The organism is Novosphingobium sp. PhB57, from assembly GCF_004342985.1.
In the GTDB taxonomy this organism is placed as follows: Bacteria; Pseudomonadota; Alphaproteobacteria; order Sphingomonadales; family Sphingomonadaceae; genus Novosphingobium.
This window is the reverse complement of the sequence record NZ_SMBO01000001.1, coordinates 1278701-1303780: the sequence shown is the minus strand read 5'-3', so window position 1 is coordinate 1303780 and position 25080 is coordinate 1278701. Positions and strand designations below refer to the sequence as shown.

The following is a 25080-nucleotide window of genomic DNA, read 5'->3' as shown; positions in this document are numbered from 1 at the left end:
GGCCCTAGACCATGACTGAGATCACTCGCGTTCCGCTGCAGCCGATTGAAAAGGGCTCGCTGGGCAAGATCTGGCTCGGCGTCGCTGCAATCGCGCTGGCCGCGGGTGGTGTCGCCTATGCTGCCCTGCCGCCGCAGGTCCATGTCAAGACGCTGACCGCCGGCACCGGCGAATCGCCGACCGTGGCGGACGTGGTGCTCATCAACTACAAGGGCACGCTGCCTGACGGTAAGGTCTTCGACCAGGCCCAGCAGGTGCCGATGGCGCTCAACGAAGTGATCCCGGGCTTCTCCAAGGCGCTGGTGAAGATGCAGCGCGGCGGCAAGTACGACGTCGAGATTCCCGCGAAGCTTGCTTACGGCGACAAGGCCGTGGGCCAGATCCCGGCGAACACGGACCTGAACTTCGAGATCGAGCTGCTGGACTTCAAGAGCCGCGCCGAGATCGAACAGCAGCAGCGCCTGATGCAGCAGCTCCAGCAGATGCAGGGCGGCGGTGCTCCTGGCGCACCCGGCGCGGCCATCCCCGGCGGCGCCCTTCCGGGCGGTGTCGTACCCGGCGCCGAAGGCCCGGCACGCTGATCGCGTCCTTCATGAACCGCAAGATCGGCTCTTCGCTTCTGGCGCTGGCTTTCGTCCTGCCTGCCGCGGCTCCGGCCGCCGCGCAGGAAAAGGCCGCGCCGGCTGTCGGCTCAACGGCTGCCGCGCCGGCCCGCAAGGTCGCCGTCACCACGCTGACCGCGGGGCAGGGCGAAAAGCCCACCCGCGAGGACTATGTGCTGGTGAGCTACAAGGGCATGCTCAAGGACGGCACCGTGTTCGACCAGAACGAGCAGATGCCGATGGCGGTTGGAAGCGTCGTGCCCGGCTTTGCCGACGGCCTCGTACAGATGCAGCGCGGCGGCAGCTATCGCCTGGAGATCCCTTCGGAGCTGGCCTACGGCGCCGAGGGCGGCGGACCGATTCCGCCGAATTCGGATCTCGTCTTCGAAGTCACCTTGCTGGACTTCAAGACCCAGGCCGAGCTGGACGCGATGATCGCGGCACAACAAGGTCAAGGCCAGGAGCAGGCGCAACCGGGTCAATCCGGCCAGTAACGCGCCTGCCAATAGCGCATCGGGGCGTGCTCCTCGCGGAGGCGTCCCTGCTTGAAGCAAATTCGGCCGGGTGCTAGCTGCCCGGACTGATCTCCCGGCGTGGTGCGCCACGCCGGTCAAACCTGAAGGAAAGCCATGTCGGTCGATACCGCAACCGTTGCGAAGATCGCCAGCCTTGCCCGCATCAAGGTGAGCGAGGCTGAAATCGAGGCGATGGTCCCCGAACTCAACGGCATTCTCGCCTGGGTAGAGCAGCTCGGCGAAGTCGATACCTCGCAAGTTGAGCCGATGACCGCCGTCATCCCCAACACGCTGCGCCTGCGCGATGACGTGATCGATGCCGATCCGCTGACCGGCGGCAACAAGCGCGATGCCGTTCTGGCCAATGCTCCCGCCGCCGAACACGGCTTCTTCGGCGTGCCCAAGGTGATCGAATAATGCCCGATACTTCAAACTCTCTTACGGAACTCGGCGTCGCGCAGATCCGCGACGGCGTTGCGAACGGCGATTTCTCCGCCGTCGAAGTGGCAGAAGCGTTCAACGCCAATGTCGCCGCCGCGCAGGAAGCGCTGAACGCCTTCATCATCGCCACGCCCGAAAAGGCGATCGAAGCCGCACAGGCCACCGATGCCAAGCGTGCGCGCGGCGAAGCGCTCGGCAAGATGGGCGGCGTGCCGATCGGCATGAAGGACCTGTTCGCGACTTTCGACGTGCAGACCACGGCCGCCAGCCACATGCTGGAAGGCTTCAAGCCGCAGTACGAATCGACCGTCTCGCAGAAGCTGTGGGATGCCGGCGCGGGCATGCTGGGCAAGCTCAACCTCGACCAGTTCGCCATGGGCTCGTCGAACGAGACCAGCTATTTCGGCAACGTGATCTCGCCGTGGAAGCGGAATGACGGCGGCAACGCCGCGCTGGCTCCGGGTGGTTCCTCGGGCGGTTCGTCGTCGGCTCTCGCCGCGCGCCTCTGCCCGGCAGCGACCGGCACGGATACCGGCGGCTCGATCCGCCAGCCCGCCGCTTTCACCGGCACCACCGGCATCAAGCCGACCTATGGCCGCTGCTCGCGCTGGGGCGTGGTCGCTTTCGCCAGTTCGCTCGACCAGGCGGGCCCGATGGCCCGCTCGGTGCAGGACTGCGCGATCATGCTCGAAGCCATGGCCGGTTTCGACGCCAAGGATTCGACCAGCCTCGACCTGCCGGTGCCGAACTGGGAAGCCGCGCTTTCCGGCGACATGAAGGGCAAGAAGGTCGGCATTCCGAAGGAATACCGCGTCGATGGCCTTGATGAGGACGTGTCGAAGTCGTGGGACGACGGCATCGCCTGGCTGAAGGATGCGGGCGCGGAGATCGTCGAGATTTCGCTGCCGCACACCAAGTACGCGCTGCCGACCTACTACATCATTGCGCCTGCCGAAGCCTCGTCCAACCTCGCGCGCTATGACGGCGTGCGTTACGGCCTGCGCGATCTGCCGGACGGTGCCAACCTTCAGGACATGTACGCCGCGACCCGCGCCGCCGGTTTCGGCCCCGAGGTGAAGCGCCGCATCCTGATCGGCACTTACGTGCTCTCGGCCGGCTTCTACGACGCCTACTACACGCAGGCCCAGAAGGTCCGCGCGCTGATCGCACAGGACTTCGCCAAGGCTTTCGAGCAGTGCGACGTGATCCTCGCGCCGACCGCGCCTTCGGCCGCTTTCGGCCTGGGTGAGAACGTCGACGATCCGCTGAAGATGTACCTCAACGACGTCTTCGCGGTGCCGGCCTCGCTCGCAGGTCTTCCGGCGATGTCGGTCCCGGCCGGCCTCAACCGCGAAGGTCTGCCGCTGGGTCTTCAGGTCATCGGCAAGGCTTTCGACGAACAGGGCGTGCTGAACGCGGGTCTCGCGCTCGAACAGCGCGCGCAGTTCGCGGCCAAGCCCGAGAAGTGGTGGTAATATGAGCACGTATCGCATCCAGGGCGCCACCGGTGACTGGGAGGTCGTGATCGGCCTCGAAGTCCACGCGCAGGTCACCTCGAACTCCAAGCTGTTCTCCGGCTCGGCGACGGCGTTCGGCGCGGAGCCGAACAGCCAGGTCTCGCTGATCGACGCGGCGATGCCGGGCATGTTGCCGGTGCTGAACGGCGAATGCATCCGTCAGGCCGTGCGTACCGGCATGGCGATCGAGGCGCAGATCAACAAGTGGTCGCGCTTCGACCGCAAGAACTACTTCTACGCCGATCTTCCGCAGGGCTACCAGATCAGCCAGCTCTACCACCCGATCGTGGGTGAGGGCTCGCTGACCATCGAGGCGGACGAGAAGGCGGGCATCCCGGCCGACAAGGTGATCGGCATCGAGCGCATCCACGTCGAACAGGACGCGGGCAAGCTGATGCACGACCAGCATCCGACGATGTCTTATGTCGACCTCAACCGTTCCGGCGTGGCGCTGATGGAAATCGTCAGCCGTCCGGACATGACTTCGCCCGCCGAAGCCGGCGCCTACCTGTCGAAGCTGCGCACGATCCTGCGCTATGTCGGCTCGTGCGACGGCAACATGGACCAGGGCTCGATGCGCGCCGACGTCAACGTTTCGGTGCGCAAGCCCGGTGACGAACTCGGCACCCGTACCGAGACCAAGAACGTCAACTCCGTGCGCTTCGTCATGCAGGCGATCGAGCACGAGGCGAGCCGTCAGGTCGATGTGCTGGAAGCGGGCGGCAAGATCGTGCAGGAAACCCGCCTGTTCGATCCCACCACCGGCTCCACGCGTTCGATGCGCTCGAAGGAAGACGCGCACGACTATCGCTACTTCCCCGATCCGGACCTGCTGCCGCTGGAACTGGACGATGCCTTCCTTGAGGCATGCCGTGCCAGCCTGCCGGAGCTGCCGGACGCCAAGCGCGCCCGCTACGAAGGCGAGCTGGGCCTTTCGGCCTATAACGCCGCCGTGCTGACCGCCGACGTCGATACCTTCGCCTGGTTCGAGGCGCTGCTGGCGGAAACCGCTTCGGCGCAGGGCAAGGCGCCCGCCGAAGTCGCCAAGCAGGCGGCCAACTGGCTCATCTCCGAGTTCTTCGGCGCGCTCAACAAGCAGGGCAAGAGCCTTGAAGACTCGCCGATCAGCCACGAGCAGGCGGCGGAACTGCTGGCGCTGGTGGGCAAGGGCACGATCTCGGGCTCGATCGCCAAGCAGGTGCTGGAAACGATGTTCGAGACCGGTGACAATGCCGGTGTCATCGTCGAGCGCGAGGGCCTTAAGCAGGAATCGGACACCGGCGCCATCGAGGCCAAGGTGGACGAGATCCTCGCCGCCAATGCTGACAAGGTCGCCCAGTACCGCGAAGGCAAGGTTGCACTGTTCGGCTTCTTCGTCGGCCAGACGATGAAGGCCATGGCCGGCAAGGGCAACCCGCAGGTGGTGAACGAGATTCTCAAGGCCAAGCTGGGCTGATCTTGCGCCTCAACGAATAGAAAAAGCCCCGGAAAAGCAGAGCGCTTTTCCGGGGCTTTTTCGTTGTGCGGCGTGAGGTCCGCTCGGCAGTGACCCGGTTCGCCGGGTCCGGCCACTCCGGAAAACCCGGCGTCAGGCCGGCGCGGGTGGCAGGTCTCATCCCGCCGCCGCACTCCCGGATCAGCTCGTTTTCGTGCCTTCCAGCGGCATGGTGCCGAAGAACCCGGCCTTGATCGTGCCGGTCAGCGCGGTGCCGTCGACCGTGGCCTTGCAGTCGAGGTCGATCGGCATGGGCGAAGTCATCTTCATCTTCCAGCTCAGCTGGTTGCCGCTGATGGTGCCGCCGCGCAGCTCCATCGTGCCGAGATCGCCCGTGATCTGGCCGGTGAAAGTGTCACCTTCGGGCACGATGGTCAGCGTGCCCTTCTGGTGGCCCATCGGGGTCTTGGTCGAGCATTCGTAAGTTCCGCCGAGCAGCGACATTCCATTTCTCTCCTTTATTCCTGGCCTTGAGGCGCGGCCGGGGCGGCGCGCACTTCCACGGGCAGGCCCAGGCCCTTGAGTTGCGGTTCCACCAGCTTGCGGTCGCCCACCACCACGAAGGTCAGGCCCTTGGGCTGGAGGTACTGGGTGGCGGCGGCGCCGATCGCCTTGGCATCGATGGTGCGGTAGCGCGCGGCGAGCCCGACGTAGTAGTCTTCGGGTCGGCCGAGGCGGTCATTCTTGCGGATCGCGGCCTGCACTGCCGCCCCGGTTTCGAACTGGTTGGGAAGCTGACGGATCGCGCCTTCGGTGACGCGCTGCAGTTCCTCGGCGGTCACCGGCTTGCTGCCCGGGAACGCGCCCATGTCGGCGATGATCGCCTTGATAGCCTCTCCCGTCTTGTCCGACTGGACCGGGGCCGAGACTTGTACCGAGCGCGGTCCGACAGGCTGTGCAACGCCGCTGCGCACGCCGTAACTCCAGCCCTTTTCCTCGCGCAGGTCCTTGTTGAGGCGCGAGAGGAAGCCGCCGCCCATCACGTCGTTGGCGAGCTGCAGTGCTTCGGTATCGGGCGTCCGGCCGGTCATCGGCAGCACGCGGCCGGCCATGATCACCGACTGCGGCGAGCCGGGACGGTCGATCAGGACGATGCGGTTGCCGCCTGCCGCCGGCACGGCGGCGCCGAGCGGCTTGACGGGCTTGGGCGCGGCCGGGGCCTGCCATTGCCCGAAGGCGCGTTCGAGCATCGGCTTCAGTTCGGCCATGGTCACATCGCCGACAACGGTGATGGTGGCGATATCGGGGCGAAGCCACTTGTCGCGCGCGGCCTTGAGCTGCGCCGGGGTCAACGCGGCCAGCGAAGCGGCATCGCCCAGGCCGTCACCGGGCTGGGCATAAGGATGCGTGCCGAAGAGTTCCGCCCCCAGCGAACGCGCGGCGAGAGCGTTCGGCGTGGAGAGCGCCTGTGCCAGCTCCGCTTCCGACTGCGCCTTGACACGGGCGACCTCGGAGGGCGCGAAGGCGGCGTCGCGGACGATCTGCGCGGTGAGATCGAGCGAAGGCGCCAGATTGGCGGACAGCGCCGAGAGCGTCACGCTGCTGGTATCGAGCGAGCCGTCGATCGAGATGCTGGCGCCCAGGCGCTCCTGCGCTTCGGCGATCTGGGTGGCGTCGAGCTTGCTGGTGCCCTGGTCGAGCATGGCCAGCATCAGCCCCTGCGTGCCCGGCGTGTCGAGCGCATCGGCCGCATAGCCGGCGTCGAAGTCGAGCGTGAGGACCAGCTTTGGCACGGCAGTGCGGCGCGCGAGCGCGACCGGAATGCCGTTCGACAAGGTGGTGCGCTCGATGGCGGGGAAAGTCAGGGCGCCGATCTGGCCGAGGGGCGGCATATCGCGTTTGGGGCCGGCGGCGAGGGTGGGGGTTTTCGCCTTGGGGGCGGCGCCCTTCGGGTTGGAGCCGGGCGCGGGGTTTTCCGCCTCGTCGCCCCAGCCGCCCATGGCATCGCCGCTTTCCTTGCGCTGGCCGGGCAGGACATCGAGCGCATAGACCGGGCGCGAGAGCCACTTGTTCATGGCCGCCTTGATCTCCGCCGGCGTCAGCGCGGCCATGCGGGCAAGGTCTTCCTTGTACTTTGCCGGATCGTCCGAATAGACCTGGCCCTCGGCCAGGGTCGCGCCCTTGCCGCTGAAGCCGCCGACGCGCTCCAGCCCGCCGATCTCGCCGGAGAGCGTGCTGACGACGGCGCGGCGCACTTCGTCTTCCGTCGGCCCGTCGCGCAAGTAGTCCGCCAGCACCTTGTCGAAAGCGGCATCGGCCTTGGCGCGGTCCACGCCGGGCTTCACGTCCATCGCCATGGTCAGGAAGCTGAGCTGCTGGAAGACCTGCGAATAGGCGGTGACTGCCACGGCCAGCTGCTGTCCGCGCACCAGTTCGTTGTCGAGCCGCGAACTGGCGAGGCCGCCGAGGATGTGCATGCCCATTTGCAGGGCGAGCGTCTCGCGGTCGTTGAGGCCGGGCGCGGTCCAGTTGCGGGTGAGGCGCAGGACCGGCACCTGATCGACGATCTCGCGCTTCACCGGCGCGCCCAGCGTCAGCGGTTCCGCGGTTACCGGCTTGATGTCCGGGCCGCGCGGGATGTCGCCGAACCACTTCTCCACTTTGGGCCGCGCGGTGGCGGCGTCGATGTCGCCCGAGAGCACGAGCACCACGTTGTTCGGGCCATAGTGATCGGTGAACCACTTGCGCACATCGGTGAGGGTGGCGGCGTCGAGATCGGCCATCGAGCCGATCGTGGAGTGGCGATAGGGGTGGCCGACGGGCAGCAGGCCTTCGCTCTGCGCATATTCGAACAGGCCGTAAGGCTGGTTGTCGCCCTGGCGCTTCTCGTTCTGGACGACGCCCCGCTGCTTGTCGAGCTTGTCCTGAGTCACTGCGGGCAGCAGGTGGCCCATGCGGTCGCTCTCCATGAACAGGGCCACGTCGAGCGCGCCGGTGGGCACGGTTTCCACGTAGTTGGTGCGATCGTACCAGGTCGAGCCGTTGGTGGGGGTGGAGCCTGCCGCTTCCAGCGGGATATCGAAGTCCGGCACGTTGGCCGAGCCGCCGAAGAACAAGTGCTCGTAGAGGTGTGCGAAGCCGGTCTTGCCGCGCGGTTCGTTCTTGGAGCCGACCTTGTAATAGGCCGTCACGCCGACGATCGGGGCCTTGCGGTCGGTATGGACGATCGTGGTGAGGCCGTTGGCCAGCACGAACTTCTCGTAGGGAATGTCCACTTTGGCCACGAGTTCGGCCGGGGAGGCGGGGGCCGGACCCGCCTTGTCGGCAGGCGCGGCGGGCGCCGCGGCGAGGTCCGCTGTCGGGCCGCTGGCGCAGGCGGAGAGGAGCAGAGCGGCGGCGAGCGCGATGGCGCTGGAACGAGGAGCAAGTCGCATGGCCGAAGGTCTAGCACGTTGTTCGGCAAGGGCCAGCGGCAATGGTGCGGCCCCGGGATCGGCGGAATGCCGTCGCCCTAAATCCAGTCCGGGACGACGGATCCCTGATCCCTCAGCCCCGCTTGAAGATCTGCCCCGAATCGAAGCGGGTGATCCGCCATTCGCCGTCCGGATCGCGGCGACATTCCATCGTCACGTCGGCAACGGCCAGCGGATCGCAATACTTGTCGAAGGGGCCGTCGCCCAGCGCGGCGAAGAAGACCAGGAGGTAGCCGACTTTCGCCTGGTCGGCGCCGTCGAACGAGACGCGCAGCGAGGTGATGATGTGGCGCATGGTCATCAGGCCCGCGCCCGCGCGCATGGCCTCGGCCCGGCCCTTGTAGAAGGCTTCCACTTCTGTCAGCCCTTCGCGCCAAGCGCCGCCGACGTTGTAGGAGACATCTTCGGCCAGCACGTCGGTCTTGCGCATTTCGAGGCCGTTGTGAATGTCCAGTTCGTCGCCCCATTCGTAGACGACCTGCTTGATCGCAAGCACGTCCGCTGCCTGCTGGGGAGTGAATTTCGCCACGTCTGATGCCTCTTCCCGTTGTTTTTCCGGTCTGGTTGGCGAAGGCTAGGCAAGGCGGCGTGCGGCGCCAAGCGAATGCGGCCGGATCGCCGCGTTCAACGCCCGGGCGACGTTTGGAAGCGGCCTGACCGAAAACCCGCGGAAAATCCTGCCCGATCTCAGGTGATTTTGGGGTGGCATTCGGCGCTGTGGTTCCCATCTTGTAGCCAGCCGGTTCCGGCTCTTGAGAATCCACGATTTCTTCCCATCTGCGGCCGGAAATGACCGCGGCGCGAAAAATGTCACGGCATGCCTTGTGTTGTAAATATGCAACACTATATGGTCGAGATCAGGAGGCAATTCATACCATGAATCTCGAAAAATTCACTGACCGGGCCAAGGGGTTCCTTCAGGCGGCGCAGACCGTTGCGATCCGCATGAACCACCAGCGCATCAGCCCCGACCATGTCCTCAAGGCCCTTCTCGAGGATAGCGAGGGCATGGCGTCCGGTCTTATCCAGCGCGCGGGCGGCAACCCGGCCTTCGCCGTGCAGGAAGTCGACAAGGCGCTGGGCAAGATTCCCACCGTCTCGGGCAGCGGCGCGCAAGGCGCGCCCGGCCTGGACAATGACGCGGTGCGCGTGCTCGATCAGGCCGAGCAGCTCGCCGCCAAGTCCGGCGACAGCTTCGTCACCGTGGAGCGCATGTTGCTGGCGCTGGCGCTTGCCACCACCACTTCGGCCGGGCAGGCGCTCAAGGCCGCCAACCTCACGCCCCAGGCACTGGAGGCGGCGATTTCCGAGCTGCGCGGCGGCCGCAATGCCGACAGCGCCTCGGCCGAGAACGCCTATGACGCGATGAAGAAGTACGCGCGCGACCTCACCCAGGCCGCGCGGGACGGGAAGCTCGATCCGGTGATCGGCCGAGACGAGGAAATCCGCCGCACCGTGCAGATCCTCGCCCGTCGCACCAAGAACAACCCCGTCCTCATCGGCGATCCCGGCGTCGGCAAGACCGCCATCGCCGAGGGTCTGGCGCTGCGCATCGCCAATGGCGACGTGCCCGACAGCCTCAAGGACCGCAGCCTCATGGCGCTCGACATGGGTTCGCTGATCGCGGGCGCCAAGTATCGCGGCGAGTTCGAGGAGCGGTTGAAGGCCGTGCTCGACGAAGTGAAGGGCGCGGACGGGCAGATCATCCTGTTCATCGACGAGATGCACACGCTGATCGGCGCGGGCGCTTCCGAAGGCTCGATGGACGCGGGCAACCTGCTGAAGCCTGCGCTGGCACGCGGCGAACTGCACTGCATCGGCGCGACCACGCTCGACGAATACCAGAAATACGTCGAGAAGGACGCCGCCTTGCAGCGCCGCTTCCAGCCGGTCTTCGTGGGCGAGCCGACGGTCGAGGATACGATCTCGATCCTGCGCGGGCTCAAGGAAAAGTACGAGCTGCACCACGGCGTGCGCATCACCGATGCGGCGCTGGTGGCCGCGGCGACGCTTTCCAACCGCTACATCACCAACCGCTTCCTGCCGGACAAGGCGATCGACCTCATGGACGAGGCCGCCAGCCGCATCCGCATGGAAGTGGAGAGCAAGCCCGAGGAGATCGAGAAGCTCGACCGCCGGATCATCCAGCTCAAGATCGAGGAAATGGCCCTCGCCAAGGAGACCGACGAGGCTTCCCGGGACCGCCTCGTCAATCTGCGCGAGGAACTGGCCAATCTGGAGCAGCAATCCAGCGAACTGACCACCCGTTGGCAGAACGAGCGCGACAAGATCGCCGCCGAGGGCCGGATCAAGGAGCAGCTCGACGCCGCGCGCAGCGAACTCGATCAGGCCCAGCGGCTTGGCGATCTCGCCAAGGCGGGCGAGCTGTCCTACGGCACGATCCCCTCGCTGGAGCGCAAGCTGACCGAAGCGCAGGCCCAGGCGGGCAACGCTCTTTTGCGTGAAGAGGTCACGGAGGACGACATCGCTGGCGTCGTCAGCCGCTGGACGGGCGTGCCGGTCGACAAGATGCTGGAGGGTGAGCGCGAGAAGCTCCTCAAGATGGAGGAGATGATCGGCGCGCGCGTGATCGGCCAGAAGGATGCGGTTTCGGCGGTGTCCAAGGCGGTGCGACGTGCCCGCGCCGGGCTTCAGGATCCGAACCGGCCCTTGGGCTCGTTCCTGTTCCTCGGCCCCACGGGTGTCGGCAAGACCGAACTGACCAAGGCACTGGCCGGCTTCCTGTTCGACGACGACAGCGCGATGGTGCGCATCGACATGTCGGAGTTCATGGAAAAGCACGCCGTCTCCCGCCTGATCGGCGCGCCTCCGGGCTATGTCGGTTACGATGAAGGCGGCGTGCTGACCGAAGCCGTGCGGCGCCGTCCTTATCAGGTCGTGCTGTTCGACGAAGTCGAGAAGGCCCATCCGGACGTGTTCAACGTGCTGCTGCAAGTGCTCGACGATGGCCGCCTGACCGACGGACAGGGCAGGGTGGTGGACTTCACCAACACCCTGATCATCCTGACCAGCAACCTCGGCAGCCAGTACCTGACGCAGCTCGACGAGGATCAGGACGTGGACAGCGTGGAGCCGCAAGTGATGGAAGTGGTGCGCGGGCATTTCCGGCCCGAGTTCCTCAACCGCCTGGACGAAATCGTGCTGTTCCACCGCCTTGGCCAGGAACACATGGGCCCGATCGTCGATATCCAGGTCGCGCGCGTGCAGAAGCTGCTCAAGGACCGCAAGATCACGCTGGACCTCACCGAGGCCGCCAAGCGCTGGCTCGGCCGGGTAGGGTATGATCCGGTCTACGGCGCGCGGCCGCTGAAGCGCGCGGTGCAGCGCTACTTGCAGGACCCGCTGGCGGAGAAGCTGCTCGCCGGCGAAGTCCCCGACGGCTCGCATTTGCGGATCGACGATGGCGACGGCGCACTGGCGATCGTGGTGGAGTGATCGCGACCGTCTCGAACGGAAAAAGGCCTCGGCATTGCCGGGGCCTTTTTTGTCATGGCGTCACCGCTCAGCCCTGGTCCCACACGTCGAAGGGCTGCGCCCGGATCCAGCGCGTGGCGGCCCACTTGGCGCCTTGCCGGACCGGCGCGCCGGCATGACGGCTGCGGGGGTCCGGCGAACCGTCGGGGAGCGTATTGTCGAAGGCGACCATGTCGCCGCCGCCGCCCGCAACCGAGAGGTTCTGCTCGGGAAAGCAGGTTTCGCCGCCGAGATAGCCGGTGTTGAGATAGAGCAGCGCCGTCACCTTACGCTGGTTGGTGACGTGCGGCAGAGTATCCATGTGAGCGCGGTATTCCTGCCCGGGCGCATAGTGCAGCACGTTGAGCGGTTCGCCCTGTTCCACGCGCGTGCCGGTGGCCGCGGCCAGCCGCCGCATGATGGCCTGGAGCGGCAGGGACTCGCGGGTCGGACCGATCACGGCAGCAGATGACGTGCGGATCGGATGCGGTATGGCGCGGCCGGTGCGGGGATCCGCGACGATCGAGGGCGCCAGCAGGTCGCGCACGGACATGGCGAGATGCGCGCATTCCTCGGGAGTCACAAACTGCCGCCAGCGCCTGACCTCATAGCCCTGGCCCAGCCGCTCGGGTTCGGGCAGAGCGAGGGGATAGCCGTCCGCGTCGATCTCCATCCGCCCGAGCAGGTCCAGGTCTTGCGCGGCGGCGCCGCCGTAGCGCTGCGCGGTCTCCTGCAGGATGGCCGTGGCGCCTGCCCAGTCCTGAGGGGCGCCGGTACCGTTGGCGGTGAGAGCGGCCTCCATCAGCGCGGCGTCCTCGCTGCCGGCGGACGTGGCCGCACGCAGCAGACGGCGCGCTTCGCCGAGGTCGCGAGGCAGGGGACTACCGATCAGCCGCCACCGCGCGAGCATGGCGAGACATTCGGCATCCCCCCGAGCGCCGGCTTCCTGCGCGATCTCCACGGCGTCCTGCTGCCGCCCGCTGTCCAGCGCATTGCGGGCACGTTCACTGGCTTGAGTCATGGCGCCTTTCTTGAACGCTCGAACGACCAAAGAAAAGGGGCGGCAGGATAACCCGCCGCCCCCGAAGAGTGGTTATGATCGAAAAGATCAGAACTTGGCAGTGATGCCGGTGTAGAAGTAGCGACCCATGTTCGGGTACACGCCCGAGCCCTCGCCGATACCGGTCAGGCCGTACGGAGGCATCTTGTTGAACACGTTGTCGACGCCGAGGTAGAACGAATAGTTGTCGTCGATGTCGTAAGCGGCGCGGATGTCGTGGTAGAACACATCCGGATACTTCTTGATCGGCGCATAGTCTTCGTTCTGCGGCGGCAGGCCGTTCAGCGAATTGTAGTCCTCATAGGTATTGACGTACATGCCGCCGAGCCAGCGCATCTGGTAGCCCAGCTTGAGCGCGCCGGTCTGGAACGATGCGTTCATGGTCACTGCGTCCGAAGGATAGCTCAGCTCGTTGATCAGGCGATCCTTGAAAGTCGGATCGGTCGGATCGGTGAACTGATCGTTCTGGAAGTAGTGAGTGTAGTAAGCCGTCAGCGATACGCGACCGAAGTCGAACGAGTGGTCATAATTGACCTGCGTGTCGAGGCCCCGGACCTTGTACTTGGCATAGTTGAGCGAGCTCTGCAGCAACGATCCTTCGAGGATCTGATACGCCTGTTCGCCGTTCGGACCACCGTTGGCGCCTGCGCGCGAGAACAGCGGGCAGAACGAGTTGTCGAGGCTGGTCGAATCATAGCACAGGTTTGCGATGTCCTGCGCCGCCACCGAAGCGATGACGTTGTTGACCGTCATGTCCCAATAGTCGACCGAGATCGACAGGCCCGGCACCCAGCGGGGCTGGATGAGAGCGCCCACCGTGTAGGAGTCCGAAGTCTCCGAACGAAGGTCGGGGTTGCCACCGCTGACGATTTCCAGCGACTGTGCATAGTTGAAGTCGTATCCGACCGGCACGCCGGCCGCACGGCAGTTGGCTTCGCGGTTTGCCGAGCCCGCCGCGATGTTGCGCTCGGAGCAGGGATCGGTGAACTGCGGAGCGAAATTCTGACCGGCTGCGGAATAGAGCTCGACCAGGTTCGGTGCACGAACCGAGCGAGCGTAAGTGCCGCGGAAGGTCAGATCCTGGACGGGGCTCCAGATGGCTTCACCACCATAGGCCCAAACCGTTCCGGCCGAACCCTTGTAGTCCGACACGCGGGCATTGCCGCGCAGGCTCAGGGTTTCGAAGAAAGGCTTGTCCTTGAGGATCGGCAGCAGGATTTCGCCGTAGGCTTCCTTCACTTCGAAGGCGGGTGCCGAGAACGTCGGGATGGCGTTGTAGAACGCGTATCCGGCCTGCGTCACTTCGTCGAGATCGTAGCGAACCGTTTCACGGCGATATTCACCGCCGACCGAGAAGGCCACAGGGCCGCCCGGAAGGTTGAGGAACTCGCTGGTGTCGCCCGAGACATAGCCCATGACGTCGAACTGGCGCATCTTGCCGGTAGCGAGGCTGTTGGTGAGGATGTAATCCTTCGCCGCCTGGCTGACCGAACCCTGGCCGAACGGATTGAGCGGAACGCAGGCCGCGACGTCGCCGGCCAGCAGGTTCAGCGGATCGCCGATGCCGGAAACCGGGCGAGCGGCAGCGGGGTTGACCTGCGAGCGGCAGACGATGTTGCCGTTGGCGTCCGTGGTGGAGTCAAGTGCCAGCAGGTAGCGCTGGACGTTGACGTTGCCGCGGATCAGGTTGCGTTCCTTGTGCTCGCCGTAGTTGACGGAAAGTTCGTACTTCCAGTCGTCGTTGAAGTCACCGCGCAGACCGCCGACGATGCGGAAGGTCTCGCGACGGATTTCTTCGTCACGGTTGCCGAAGTCGGCCCAGTTGCGACGCAGGCTGAAGCCGAAGGTGCCGTTGGCAATGGCGGCCTGCTGGGCTGCAAGCTTCTGGGCGGCGCTGGTGGTGACGTTGCCGTCATCGTCCACCGTGTCGGTGAAGGCAGCACCCGTGTTCGCGTTCACGGTAGAGGCCGCGAAGGTGTTGGTCAGCAGCTGGCGGGCGTCAGCGTTCAGGTAGGGGTTGTCGAGGCGGACGCGTTCGCGCGTGTCGCCGCCGAGCGTGGTGCCCTGCGAGAAGAACGGGCCGCTCTGCGAGCCGCGGGCATCGGTGCGGCTGTACTTCGCCTCGAAGAAGGGCACGAGAGCCGGAGTGATCTCGTAGTGGCCAGTCAGGTTGACGGTATACCGCTTCAGGTCAGGCGAAAGTGCCATGAGCCGGCCTTCGCGGTTGCTGGAGCCGTTGCCACCCTGGAAGCTGCCGTTCGGGCCGATGCCGATGCGTTCGCCGGTCTGCGGGACCAGCGTGCCGTCGGGCTGGAACTGATAGTTGCAGGTGAAGGCCGAACCATTGGTGCCGCTTCCGCAAAGACCGGCGCTCGGGTTGCCGTATGCCGCGACCATGCCGCCCAGCGAGATTGTGGCCGAACGGATGTCGTTGTAGAACGTACGGTCGAACACGCCGTCCGAACCGTTCGGCGTGCCGGCGGGGTCGGTGTCGGTAACCACGAAACCGTGGTTGTTGCGCAGGCCGGGGCGGCCGGAAGCGTAGAAGTCGTCCGAGTGCGAGTATTCACCGGCGAGGGTGATGTTACCGCGGCCTTCGGAGAAGTTCTTGCCGGCGACGAACGACACGAACTGCTTGCCGCCGTCCTTGTAGTTCGAGATGCCGTTCTGGGCACGAACGCTGAGGCCGTCGTAATCTTCCTTGAGGATGAAGTTCACGACGCCGGCGATAGCGTCCGAACCGTAAACGGCGGAAGCGCCGCCGGTCACGACGTCCACGCGCTCGATCAGGTCGGCCGGGATCGTGTTGACGTCCACCGAAACGGCGTTGACCAGAACGTCGCTGCCGACGTGACGGCGGCCGTTGACGAGCACGAGCGTGCGCGAGGTGCCCAGGCCGCGAAGGTCAAGCAGGTTGAGGCCGCGGGTGCCGAGGAAGCGCGTCGAGTTCGCCTGGCTGAAGTTGCTGCGCAGCTGCGGCAGTTCGTTCAGCTGGTCGCCCACCGAGAGGTTGCCGCTGCTGAACACCTGCTCGCCGGTCAGGATGGCGACCGGGTTGGCCGATTCCAGATTCGGCGTCGAAATGCGCGAACCGGTTACGACGATGGCGGGGGCGCTGGCCGAGTCGTCGGCGTCGGCTGCGGCCTGGTCTTGCGCGTATGCGCTCGTCGCGAAGGCCAGAGCGAATACGGGCAGGCTGGCTGCGCTACGCAGCGCCGCCTTCTTCAGAGAGTTTTGCACGTTGTTGTGTCCCTTGTTGCTTTCGCGCGCACAGCTGGAAGCGTGACCAGACCCGCCGTGCACCCGGATGCAGCAATCTTCGTGCGTGAACGCGGAAGATTGCCATGAGGGGATTTCTCGCGCCGAGGGCGTTCGCTTTCAATCGTAAACGCCGCCCTCGGCCGAATTGCAGCTACGGTTGTGACAAAGCTGCAACAGCAAAACTCCGCATTTTCAGGGAGATTTCCGTCAATAACTCAGAGTAGTTGTGATCGGATTGTCACAAAAATCTAATGTCTAGGCAATATCGAGACGAAATATGTCGTGCGCGACCCATGATGAAGAATTTTAGTTGCTCGCGGCTTTTTCATGCCGATCGTCATGGTCGTGAAGCAAACGTCACTTCACGCGGCGCATTTTGATCGGTCTTTGACCATTCACCGAGACGGTGAACGTTCCAAGCACGCCGCGTGCTATTTCTGCTTTGTTGCCGATCTTGGGGGAGAGCACGAAGTCGCGCGTGTCGTTCTGCTCCCAGGTGCTGCCGTCCTCGAAATCGATCAGCCAGCCCGCACCGGTCCTTCTTACGCCGGCGACGGTCGTCGAGACTGCCTTCAACTCCTCGGCCGCATCTTCATTGCCTCCAAAGCCCATGAGTTTCGCGACCGGCGTTGCAAATCCGAACAGGCCGCGCTTGGCGGTTTCGACAGCCTTCTTGTCGGCGATGACGATTTCGTGCCGGCTGGTGGCCTGGTCGAGCGCGGCAACCTGTTTGTCGTAGCAAGCCAGGCGCGCGGCGGCGTCGGCGATTTCACGGCAGGCGACGAGTTGCCGGTAGGGTTCGGGTTGATCGGTGGGGGTCTTGTCGGCGGCCAGCGCCGCCTGGGAAGCCAGCAGCGCCATGGCCGCCGCTGACAGATATACCTTGTTCAATGCCCGTTCCCTTCGCTGCCGGATATCTCCGGTTTGGTAGCAAGCCAAACCGTGCGGCAGCAAGCGAACTGATCGAGCGGCAGAATATGGGGTCTCCTGCTGTGCTTTCGCAGCATTACCGCTCTCGATGGACGAGTTCATGAAATGATGTTGCGGCAATGTCACGACATGGAACAGAAATTTGCGGACTGAGCTGAACGGGATTCGCTGTAAAACCCGCTCGTCTAATTCGCCTTTGTTGCGGATTTGTCACAAGGATCCGCGAATGTTGCGGGGCAACCGTCAAAGCCCTTTGAGCAAGTCCTGCTTTGCGTAATGAAAGCCTATCTTCCGCCGCGCGAAATATCCTTACAGGGGGGTCGCGTGTCGGAAAATTCAAGGGGCGGCGTCACACCGTGCCTTAGAAAAAAGGGACACACACACGTGAACAAGCAAACTCTCACCGCGCTGAAGGCTGGCGCAGCACCTCTGGTGCTCGGCTTCGCCCTGCTCAGCAGCGGCGCCCAGGCGCAGGACGCGGCCGACGACACCGCCAGCGGTCCGGCGATCGTCGTTACCGGCAGCCGCATCGTCGCACCGAACCAGGCTTCGATCGCGCCGATCACCACCGTGACGTCGCAGGACATCCAGCTGCAGGGCACGACCCGCACGGAAGACCTGCTGAACTCGCTGCCGCAGGTTGTTGCCGGCCAGAGCTCGGGCCTCGCCAACGGCGCCACCGGCACCGCCACGGTCGACCTTCGCGGCCTCGGCCCGTCGCGTACGCTCGTGCTGATCAACGGTCGCCGTCTGATGACCGGTGACCCGAACAGCACCACTTCGGCGGCTGACCTTAACTTCATCCCGGCTGCGCTGGTGAAGCGCGTCGACGTGCTGACCGGCGGTGCTTCGGCGACCTACGGCGCGGACGCCGTGGCCGGCGTCGTCAACTTCGTGATGGATACCGAGTTCGAAGGCTTCAAGATCGACGCCAACTACGGTCTCTACACCCACAAGAACAAGAACGGCTTCATCGGCGACCTGCTCGATGCCAAGGCGGGCGATCCGGCTTATGCCTACCCGCGCGGCAGCAATGCCGACGGTGGCCAGTACGACCTGACCGCGGCCTTCGGCACCAGCTTCGACGACGGCCGTGGCCACGCCACTGCCTATGTCGGCTATCGCCGTGCCACCCCGGTTCTTCAGCGCAAGCGCGACTACTCGTCGTGCTCGATCGGCGTGAACGCTGCGGGCAAATTCAGCTGCGGCGGCTCGGCCACGGCCGCTCCGGGCAACGTCCTGTATTACGATCCGGCACTTAACACGAGCTCGTCCACGATCGGCGCGCTGGGTGCAGGCACGATCACGCCGCAGGCGCAGAACATCTACAACTTCGCGCCGCTGAACTATTATCAGCGCCCGGACGAACGCTACACCGCCGGCGTCTTTGCCGACTACGAGATCAACACCGCGATCCATCCGTACATGGAATTCATGTTCATGGATGATCGCACCGTGGCGCAGATCGCTCCCTCGGGCGACTTCGGCAACACGCTGACCATCAACTGCGACAATCCGCTGATGTCGGCCAGCCAGCGCTCTACGATCTGCGCACCGACCAACCTAATCAACGGTTTCCTGGGCAACTTCCCGCTGTCAACTGGCGCGCCTTACAACACCAATCCTGCCAACTGGTCGAACCTTGATGGAAGCCCCACGGCCTTCACCGATCCCACGACCGGTGCGACCTACAACAAGGCGTACATGCAGCTTCTGCGTCGTAACGTGGAAGGCGGCGCGCGTCAGAGCGACCTTCAGCACACTTCGTTCCGCACCGTCATTGGTTCGCGTGGCGAACTGGGCAAGGCCTGGTCCTATGACGCCTACTACCAGTATGGCCGTACCAACTACTCGCAGGTTTATTCGAACGAATTCTCGGCTGCCCGTCTCGCCAACGCGCTTGACGTCGTCCAGACCGCCAACGGTCCGGCCTGCCGCGTCGCGGTCACGGGCCAAGATACCCGCTGCGCTCCCTACGACGTGTTTAGCGGCAACATCTCGCAGGCTTCGCTCGACTACCTGACTGCGACCGGCTTCATGAAGGGCCAGACCTCGCAGCAAGTAGCCAGCGCCAGCTTCACCGGCATGCTCGGTGAATATGGCATCAAGTCGCCGTGGGCGTCGGACGGCGTCAACGTCGCGCTCGGTGTCGAATACCGCCGCGACTCTCTGGAACTGAAGACCGACAACGCCTTCACCACCGGCGATCTCACCGGGCAGGGCGCTCCGACGCTCGACACCAACGGGAGCTACAAGGTCACCGAGTTCTTCGGCGAAATCGATATTCCGATCGTCCAGGACAGCTTCATCCAGAACCTGTCGTTCAATGGCGGTTATCGCTATTCGCACTACAGCATCTCGAACGGCCGTACCTTCAACACCAGCACCTACAAGCTGGGTGTCGATCTTGCCCCGGTCTCGGACATCCGTCTGCGTGCCGGCTACAACCGCGCGGTTCGCGTGCCGAACATTCAGGAACTGTTCGCTCCGCAGATCGTCGCGCTCGATGGTTCGACCGATCCTTGCGCTGTTAACACCGGCGTGACGCCTGCTTGCGCGGCACAGGGGATGACGGGTGGCACATCGGCCAACCCGGCCAGCCAGTATAACGGCCTGATCGGCGGCAACCCCGACCTCAATCCGGAAAAGTCGACCACCAAGACCCTTGGCGTCGTTCTTCAGCCGCGTTGGGTTCCGGGTCTGACCGCCAGCGTCGACTGGTTCGATATCAAGGTGAAGCAGGCCATCCAGCAGTACGGCGCGGATGCGATCCTCGCGGCTTGCGGTGTTAACGAAGTGAAGAATCAAGCGGCCTGCGATCTTGTGAATCGCGACCCTTCGGGCTCGCTGTGGCTGACCTCGGGCGGCTACGTGGTCGACATCTTCCACAACGTGGGTGGTGTTAAGACGCGCGGCTTCGAGTTCAACGGCAACTATTCGACCGAGATCGGCAATGCCGGCCGCGTGTCGCTTAGCTTCGTGGGTACCTGGCTGAACAACTACATCGTCGATAACGGTCTGACTGAACAGTATAACTGCGCTGGCTACTATGGCGTGACGTGCGGAACCCCGCTTCCCAAGTGGCGTCATAAGGCTCGTGTCAGCTACACCATGTCGAACGGCGTCGGCCTTTCGCTGCAGTGGCGACACCTGTCGTCCGCGACTGTCGAATATGCCAATCCATCGTCGTCGCTGGCTCCGCCGAACCAGAACATCGTCAAGAATGTCAACTCGCTCGACGACAAGCTGAAGGCGATGGACTACTTCGACCTGACGTTGACCGCCGACCTCGGCAAGAACCTGACCTGGCGTCTGGGTGCTACCAACCTGCTGGACAAGGATCCGCCGCTGGTCACCTCGAACGCTTGCGCCAGCGTCGTCTGCAACGGCAACGCCTATCCGGGTACGTACGACGTTCTGGGTCGCTACGTGTTCACCGGCATCACCATGAACTTCTAATCGTTCCCACGAACGGTTAGTCTTTGGCGGCGGTCTTCCCCGGAGGGCCGCCGCTTCTGTTTCCGGCGGACACGTCCGCCAAGCAATTCGGACCCCTGCATGACCACGACCGCCAAGCCATCGGAAAAGCCCAATCCCTCGGATGAGCTTCGCCGGATTGCCGGATTGGCGCGCATGGGGCGGCTCGACGAAGCGGCGCAGGCCGTCGTCGCGGCCGTGGCAGCCGAACCCGAAGATCCCGCGCTGGCCGCTCTCGGCGGTGCGGTTGAGTTCCACCGCGGCGATTTTGCGCGTGCTGCGACATATCTGGAGCGCGCCCATTCCCTGCGACCGCAGGACCTGGTCGTGCGCACCAATCTGGCCGAATCCTATTTGCGGACCGATCGCAAGGACGAGGCCCTGGCGCTCTGCGATGAAGCCTGCGCTTTCGCTGAACCGAGCCTGCGCCTTGCCCGGCTCGGTGCGCATCTGGCGCAGGAGGCCGGAGATTTTGCCAAGGCCGCACGGCTTTATCGCCATGTCTTGGCGAGGCAGCCTGACGATTGGTCGCTGCTGAACAATCTCGGCAACACCCTCAGCGAGCAGGGAGAGGCGGCGGAAGCCATCGAGGTGCTGCAGCGCGCGATGGCGCTGGCTCCCGATTCACCGCCGATCCGCGTCAATCTGGGGACGGCCTTGCTCCTCGCGGAACGTGTGGAGGAAGGGGAGACCGTGCTGCGCGATGCGGCGCGCGATTTCCCGGACGATCATGTGCCGATGCTGACTCTGGCGCGTTTTTACCACGATAACGGTATCGAGGATCGCCAGTACGAAGCCATCGCCGAGGCAGCGCGGCGTGCGCCCGGCGATGCCGCGTTGCAATCCGATTACGGTCAGGAAGCCGCCCGGCGTAACGACTATGCCATCGCCGAAGGCCAGTTCGAGGCCGCTCTTGTCATCGAGCCGGCACTGGGCCCTTCCTTCGTCGGGCTTGCTGCCGTCTACGAACGCAGCAACCGCGAGGCGGAGCTGGAACCCTTGCGTGAGCGCGCCCTTGCCAGCGGAACCGATGCGCAATCGCTGGCCTATATCGATGCCCTGCGTTTCAAGCGGGCCGAGGACTTCGGGCAGGCATTCGAGGCGCTGGAGCAGTCGGGCGAGGTCGTCGTGGCCAATCGCCGCCATCAGCTTCGCGGCATCATGCTCGACCGCATGGAGCGCTATGACGAGGCTTTCGGCGAATTCGCCGCCATGAACGCCAGTCATCTCGACGAGCCGTCGCAGCCTGCCGTCCGGGCCGAGCGATTCCGCGGCGATCTCGCGCGGGATCGGGCGCTCGTGACGCCGCAGTGGCTGGGCGGCTGGAGCGAAACCCCGCCTGCCGATCGTGCCTCTCCGGTCATTCTGCTGGGCTTTCCTCGTTCAGGCACGACGTTGCTCGATACGATGCTGATGACGGCGCCGAACACCCTGGTGCTGGAAGAGGAACCTTTCTTCGGAGAGATCGAGACGCAGCTTGGCGGCGTGAACGCTTTGGCAGGGCTGGATGCCGCGGCCATCGTTGCCGCACGGGCCCGTTACTTCGAGCGTGTATCCCAGCATGCGCCGCTGGGGCCGGATAGGTTGGCGCCAGACACGCTGATCATCGATAAGCACCCGTTGCACCTGGGCAAAGTCCCGGTGATCCGCCGCCTGTTCCCCGATGCCCGCTTCGTGCTGGCGCTGCGGCACCCCTGCGACGTCATCCTCAGCTGCTTCATCACCAACTTCCGCCCCAACAATGCCATGAGCAATTTCCTGGATCTGGAGACGGCGGCGCGGTTCTACGATCTCACCTTCTCCTATTGGGAGCAGGCGCGGGAGGTGTTCGACCTGCCGGTTCGCACGGTCGTTTACGAAAGGCTGGTTGCAGACCAGGCGCGCGAGCTGGCACCGCTGTTCGACTGGCTGGACCTGCCGTGGGCCGGCGAGGCGTTCGACCACCGCGAAGCCGCGCGTGCGCGCGGCGTGGTGCGCACGGCCAGCTACGCTCAGGTCACCGAGGCGATCTATACCCGCGCGGCCGGGCGTTGGCGGCGGTACGAGAAGCATCTCGAGCCGGTGCTGGATATCCTGCGGCCCTGGGTGGAACGCTTCGGTTATTCGCTTGAGGACGACCGGGTGCCGGCCTGGGGCGGCCCGCCGGACCTCGACATCGATCCGGTCTGAACACGCTCGGGGGGGGCAATGAACTCAGGGACTACGACTTTCGCGCAAGTGGACCGGCTGACGGCGGCGGGCAACCTCCCGGCCGCGGCGCAGGCCCTGCAGATTTTGCTGGAGAGTGCCGGATCGGAATCGGGTTCGCCCGATTTCGAACTGCCGCCGCTCGATGTGCCGGCGCTCATGGCGCAATGGCTCAAGCTGGCGGGTCTGCGACGGGCCTTGCGGCAGCCGCACAAGGCGCTGGAGGCGGTCCACCGCGCGCTGGAACTGGCGCCGCTCGATTTCATGGCGCTGGTCATGCGAGCCGGGCTGCTGGAACGGATCGGCGATGCCCAGGCGGGCGCGGCCTGGGGCGAAGCCCTGGCGCAGCTGCCGGAGGGCCCCATGCCGTCGCCGCTCGAAGCTGCCGTAGCGGCGGGGAGGGCGTTTCACGCCAACTGGCTGGAGCAGCGCGGCAAGCACCTTGAGCAAGTCGCGCGGACGGCGGGCCAAGAGGCCGAGACTATCGAGGCCGATGCCGATCTGGACTGGCGGATGGGGCGGTTCCGCGACAATATCCTGCGCAAGACGCGGGTCTATCACAGCGAACCCACGCATTTCCATTATCCCGGCCTGGTCGAGCGGGAGTTCCATCCCCGCCATGCGACACCGTGGCTGGCGGAAGTGGAGGCCGGTTTCGAGGCGATCCGTGCGGAGATGCTGGCGCTGATGCAGTCCGAGCGCGCCGAGCTGGAACCCTATATCCAATACGAGGACCGCGAGAACCTGGCGCAGTGGCGGCCGCTGAACCGCAGCCGGGACTGGAGTGCGATCCATCTGCTGCGACACGGCAGGGAAGTGACGCACAACGCCGCGCAGGCGCCGCGTACGATGGAGATACTCTCGCGCCTGCCACAGCCGCACATTGCCGGTGCCTCTCCGAATGCGATGTTTTCGCTGCTGGCGCCGCACACCGCGATCCCGCCTCATGTCGGCGTCGACAATACGCGGCTGGTCTGCCACCTGCCGCTCGTCGTCCCGCCGGGCTGCTGGTTCCGCGTTGGCGCCGAGACGCGGGAATGGCGGGAAGGCGAGGCTTTCGCGTTCGACGATACGATCGAGCACGAGGCGATGAATCCCACCGATGTCCTCAGGATCGTGCTGATTTTCGACGTCTGGCATTACGGCCTTGCCGAAACCGAGCGCGGGGCGGTGGCGGCGACGATTGCCGCGGCGGGCCGCGACGTGGACGGGCGCTAGTGTCCGGGCCCGGAGACGAGAGGCAGGCGCTGGCCGAACTGGCGGAACAGGCGCTCGCCCGCGGCGACGAGGAACAGGCCGAAGCGCGGCTGGCGGCCTGGCTGGCCCGCAATCCGCGCCGCCATCCCGCCGATGTCACCATCCTCCATTGGACCGCGATGCTGCGCCGCGCGCTCGACCGCCGTGACGGTGCCATTGCCGCGCTGGAGGCGGCGCAGCGGCTGGCGCCGGACAATGGCGGTGTGGTCCATGCGCTGGCGCATGTGTCGCTGGAGGCGGGGCGCTCTTCGGCGCGGCTGTTCGAGCAGGCGACCCTGTTGGCCCCCGCGAAAGGCGAGATCCGGCTGGGGCTCGCCTCGGCGCGGCTTGCCGAAGGGGAAGGGCCGCGCGGCCTGGCCGAGTTGGAAGCGATGCTCGCGGCCAACCCCGGCTGGATGGAAGGGCATCGCCAGTTCGCCCAGTTGTCCGTCATGGTGGGGCAGGAGGGCCGGCTGCTGGCGAGCATCGAGGCGGCCTTGCAGCGCTTCCCCCAGAGCGATGGCTTGCGGGCGCTCGCCATCGAACTGCTGCTTTCCGGCGAGCGCCATGCCGAAGTCTTGGCTGCAGCGGACCGCGCGATCGCTGTTCACGGACCGGTTCGCACGTTCCTCCTGTCGCGGGCGGCTGCGCTAGACGAACTGGGACGGGGCGAGGAAGCGGCCGCCGCATTCGCCGCACTGGGTGCCGCGACCGATCAGGGCCATGCGGTCTGGCGCCTGCGCCATCTGCTGCGCCGGGGGGAGGCCGCGCAGGCCGTCTCGGAAATGGAGCCTCTTCTCGCCGGGGAGGGCGCGGAAGCGATCTGGCCTTACGCGGCCCTGGCCTGGCGACTGGCAGGCGATCCGCGGTCTGCCTGGTTGGAGGCGGAGGGGCTTGTCCGCGTGATCGACCTCGATCCTGCCGAGATCGGGCTGGAAGCGCTCGTGCCGATGCTGCGCGGTCTCCATGCGCGATCCGGTCGGTTCCTCGATCAGTCCGTTCGCGGGGGGACTCAGACGGACGGGGTCTTGCTGGCGCGATGCGAACCGGAAATCACGCGCATCCGCGAAGTCCTGCGCGGCGAAATCGCGAAATTCGAAGACAGCCTTCTGCCGGTCGATGCCGCCCACCCCACGCTTGCGCGGAAGCGAGGCCGGCGCCCGCGGTTTGCCGGTAGCTGGTCGGTACGGCTGGCCGGCGCAGGCTTTCATGCGCCGCATCATCACCCGCAAGGCTGGATCAGTTCGGCGCTCTATCTCGCTGTTCCGCAAGACCTTCCTCCCGGCGAGGGATGGCTCGATCTGGGCGGTGCGCCCGCAGGACTGGGCGATCTTGCGCCGCGCGTTTCGGTGGAGCCGAAGCCGGCGCGGCTCGTGCTGTTCCCGTCCTGGATGTGGCATGGGACCCGGCCTTTCGCCGCGGGCGAGCGCATGACGCTCGCCTTCGACGTAGCGCGCACTTGAAGTGCGATA

Annotated in this window: 16 protein-coding genes; 10 read left to right on the top strand and 6 right to left on the bottom strand. The window is 65.3% G+C overall.

The window, feature by feature from the left end; genetic code table 11:
• Positions 1-11 precede the first annotated feature (11 nt).
• The 5 genes from EDF58_RS05875 to gatB all read left to right on the top strand — a co-directional run bounded on the left by EDF58_RS05875 (position 12) and on the right by gatB (position 4531).
• Positions 12-581, top strand: coding sequence for an FKBP-type peptidyl-prolyl cis-trans isomerase (locus EDF58_RS05875; protein WP_132263430.1), 570 nt, complete (start codon positions 12-14; stop codon positions 579-581).
• An 11-nt stretch (positions 582-592) separates the two neighbouring features.
• On the top strand, positions 593-1096 hold the full coding sequence (locus tag EDF58_RS05870) for an FKBP-type peptidyl-prolyl cis-trans isomerase (protein WP_132263428.1): 504 nt from the start codon (positions 593-595) through the stop codon (positions 1094-1096).
• Between the two features lie 135 nt (positions 1097-1231).
• A complete protein-coding gene (gene gatC, locus EDF58_RS05865; protein WP_132263426.1) occupies positions 1232-1534 on the top strand; it encodes an Asp-tRNA(Asn)/Glu-tRNA(Gln) amidotransferase subunit GatC in 303 nt (100 codons plus the stop codon).
• On the top strand, positions 1534-3033 hold the full coding sequence (gene gatA / locus EDF58_RS05860) for an Asp-tRNA(Asn)/Glu-tRNA(Gln) amidotransferase subunit GatA (protein WP_132263425.1): 1500 nt from the start codon (positions 1534-1536) through the stop codon (positions 3031-3033). The genes gatC and gatA overlap by 1 nt, the downstream gene beginning before the upstream one ends.
• A 1-nt stretch (position 3034) precedes the next feature.
• Positions 3035-4531: an Asp-tRNA(Asn)/Glu-tRNA(Gln) amidotransferase subunit GatB gene (gene gatB, locus EDF58_RS05855; RefSeq protein ID WP_132263423.1), complete on the top strand. Its 1497-nt coding sequence runs from the start codon at positions 3035-3037 to the stop codon at positions 4529-4531.
• 180 nt (positions 4532-4711) lie between these two features.
• Here gatB and EDF58_RS05850 read toward each other — a convergent pair whose 3' ends face one another.
• The 3 genes from EDF58_RS05850 to EDF58_RS05840 all read right to left on the bottom strand — a co-directional run bounded on the left by EDF58_RS05850 (position 4712) and on the right by EDF58_RS05840 (position 8512).
• Positions 4712-5014: a hypothetical protein gene (locus tag EDF58_RS05850; RefSeq protein WP_132263421.1), complete on the bottom strand. Its 303-nt coding sequence runs from the start codon at positions 5012-5014 to the stop codon at positions 4712-4714.
• A gap of 14 nt (positions 5015-5028) precedes the next feature.
• The gene (locus EDF58_RS05845; protein WP_132263419.1) at positions 5029-7944 is read right to left on the bottom strand and encodes a pitrilysin family protein; all 2916 of its coding nucleotides are present in this window, start codon (positions 7942-7944) and stop codon (positions 5029-5031) included.
• 112 nt (positions 7945-8056) lie between these two features.
• A complete protein-coding gene (locus EDF58_RS05840; protein ID WP_132263417.1) occupies positions 8057-8512 on the bottom strand; it encodes a nuclear transport factor 2 family protein in 456 nt (151 codons plus the stop codon).
• 347 nt (positions 8513-8859) lie between these two features.
• On the opposite strand from EDF58_RS05840, the gene clpB reads away from it, so the two are divergent.
• On the top strand, positions 8860-11439 hold the full coding sequence (gene clpB, locus EDF58_RS05835; RefSeq protein ID WP_132263415.1) for an ATP-dependent chaperone ClpB: 2580 nt from the start codon (positions 8860-8862) through the stop codon (positions 11437-11439).
• Positions 11440-11506: 67 nt separating this feature from the next.
• Here the strand turns inward: clpB and EDF58_RS05830 are convergent, their stop codons facing one another.
• The 3 genes from EDF58_RS05830 to EDF58_RS05820 form a co-directional block, all read right to left on the bottom strand.
• Positions 11507-12478, bottom strand: a complete 972-nt coding sequence (locus EDF58_RS05830; protein ID WP_132263414.1) for a 2OG-Fe(II) oxygenase — start codon at positions 12476-12478, stop codon at positions 11507-11509.
• A gap of 87 nt (positions 12479-12565) precedes the next feature.
• The gene (locus tag EDF58_RS05825) at positions 12566-15757 is read right to left on the bottom strand and encodes a TonB-dependent receptor (RefSeq protein ID WP_243654088.1); all 3192 of its coding nucleotides are present in this window, start codon (positions 15755-15757) and stop codon (positions 12566-12568) included.
• A gap of 378 nt (positions 15758-16135) precedes the next feature.
• Positions 16136-16810, bottom strand: a complete 675-nt coding sequence (locus EDF58_RS05820; protein ID WP_132263412.1) for a hypothetical protein — start codon at positions 16808-16810, stop codon at positions 16136-16138.
• 282 nt (positions 16811-17092) lie between these two features.
• Here EDF58_RS05820 and EDF58_RS05815 point away from each other — a divergent pair, with 282 nt between their 5' ends.
• From EDF58_RS05815 to EDF58_RS05800, 4 genes are all read left to right on the top strand, one after another.
• The gene (locus tag EDF58_RS05815) at positions 17093-20167 is read left to right on the top strand and encodes a TonB-dependent receptor (RefSeq protein WP_243654087.1); all 3075 of its coding nucleotides are present in this window, start codon (positions 17093-17095) and stop codon (positions 20165-20167) included.
• Positions 20168-20266: 99 nt separating this feature from the next.
• Positions 20267-22354 carry a tetratricopeptide repeat-containing sulfotransferase family protein gene (locus tag EDF58_RS05810; RefSeq protein ID WP_132263409.1) on the top strand — a complete coding sequence of 696 codons (2088 nt, stop codon included), beginning with the start codon at positions 20267-20269 and terminating at the stop codon, positions 22352-22354.
• Between the two features lie 18 nt (positions 22355-22372).
• Complete coding sequence (locus EDF58_RS05805) at positions 22373-23590, top strand: aspartyl/asparaginyl beta-hydroxylase domain-containing protein (protein WP_132263407.1); 1218 nt, start codon at positions 22373-22375, stop codon at positions 23588-23590.
• Positions 23590-25071: a putative 2OG-Fe(II) oxygenase gene (locus EDF58_RS05800; RefSeq protein ID WP_165921334.1), complete on the top strand. Its 1482-nt coding sequence runs from the start codon at positions 23590-23592 to the stop codon at positions 25069-25071. The genes EDF58_RS05805 and EDF58_RS05800 overlap by 1 nt, the downstream gene beginning before the upstream one ends.
• The last annotated feature ends 9 nt before the right edge of the window (positions 25072-25080 follow it).

Bases quoted from the DNA above. Each gene is read 5' to 3' on its own strand.
- gatA (WP_132263425.1), top strand. From the start codon at position 1,534: ATGCCCGATACTTCAAACTCTCTTACGGAACTCGGCGTCGCGCAGATC.
- EDF58_RS05845 (WP_132263419.1), bottom strand. From the start codon at position 7,944: ATGCGACTTGCTCCTCGTTCCAGCGCCATCGCGCTCGCCGCCGCTCTG.
- clpB (WP_132263415.1), top strand. From the start codon at position 8,860: ATGAATCTCGAAAAATTCACTGACCGGGCCAAGGGGTTCCTTCAGGCG.
- EDF58_RS05830 (WP_132263414.1), bottom strand. From the start codon at position 12,478: ATGACTCAAGCCAGTGAACGTGCCCGCAATGCGCTGGACAGCGGGCGG.
- EDF58_RS05850 (WP_132263421.1), bottom strand. From the start codon at position 5,014: ATGTCGCTGCTCGGCGGAACTTACGAATGCTCGACCAAGACCCCGATG.
- EDF58_RS05820 (WP_132263412.1), bottom strand. From the start codon at position 16,810: ATGAACTCGTCCATCGAGAGCGGTAATGCTGCGAAAGCACAGCAGGAG.
- EDF58_RS05870 (WP_132263428.1), top strand. From the start codon at position 593: ATGAACCGCAAGATCGGCTCTTCGCTTCTGGCGCTGGCTTTCGTCCTG.
- gatB (WP_132263423.1), top strand. From the start codon at position 3,035: ATGAGCACGTATCGCATCCAGGGCGCCACCGGTGACTGGGAGGTCGTG.
- gatC (WP_132263426.1), top strand. From the start codon at position 1,232: ATGTCGGTCGATACCGCAACCGTTGCGAAGATCGCCAGCCTTGCCCGC.
- EDF58_RS05810 (WP_132263409.1), top strand. From the start codon at position 20,267: ATGACCACGACCGCCAAGCCATCGGAAAAGCCCAATCCCTCGGATGAG.
- EDF58_RS05805 (WP_132263407.1), top strand. From the start codon at position 22,373: ATGAACTCAGGGACTACGACTTTCGCGCAAGTGGACCGGCTGACGGCG.
- EDF58_RS05875 (WP_132263430.1), top strand. From the start codon at position 12: ATGACTGAGATCACTCGCGTTCCGCTGCAGCCGATTGAAAAGGGCTCG.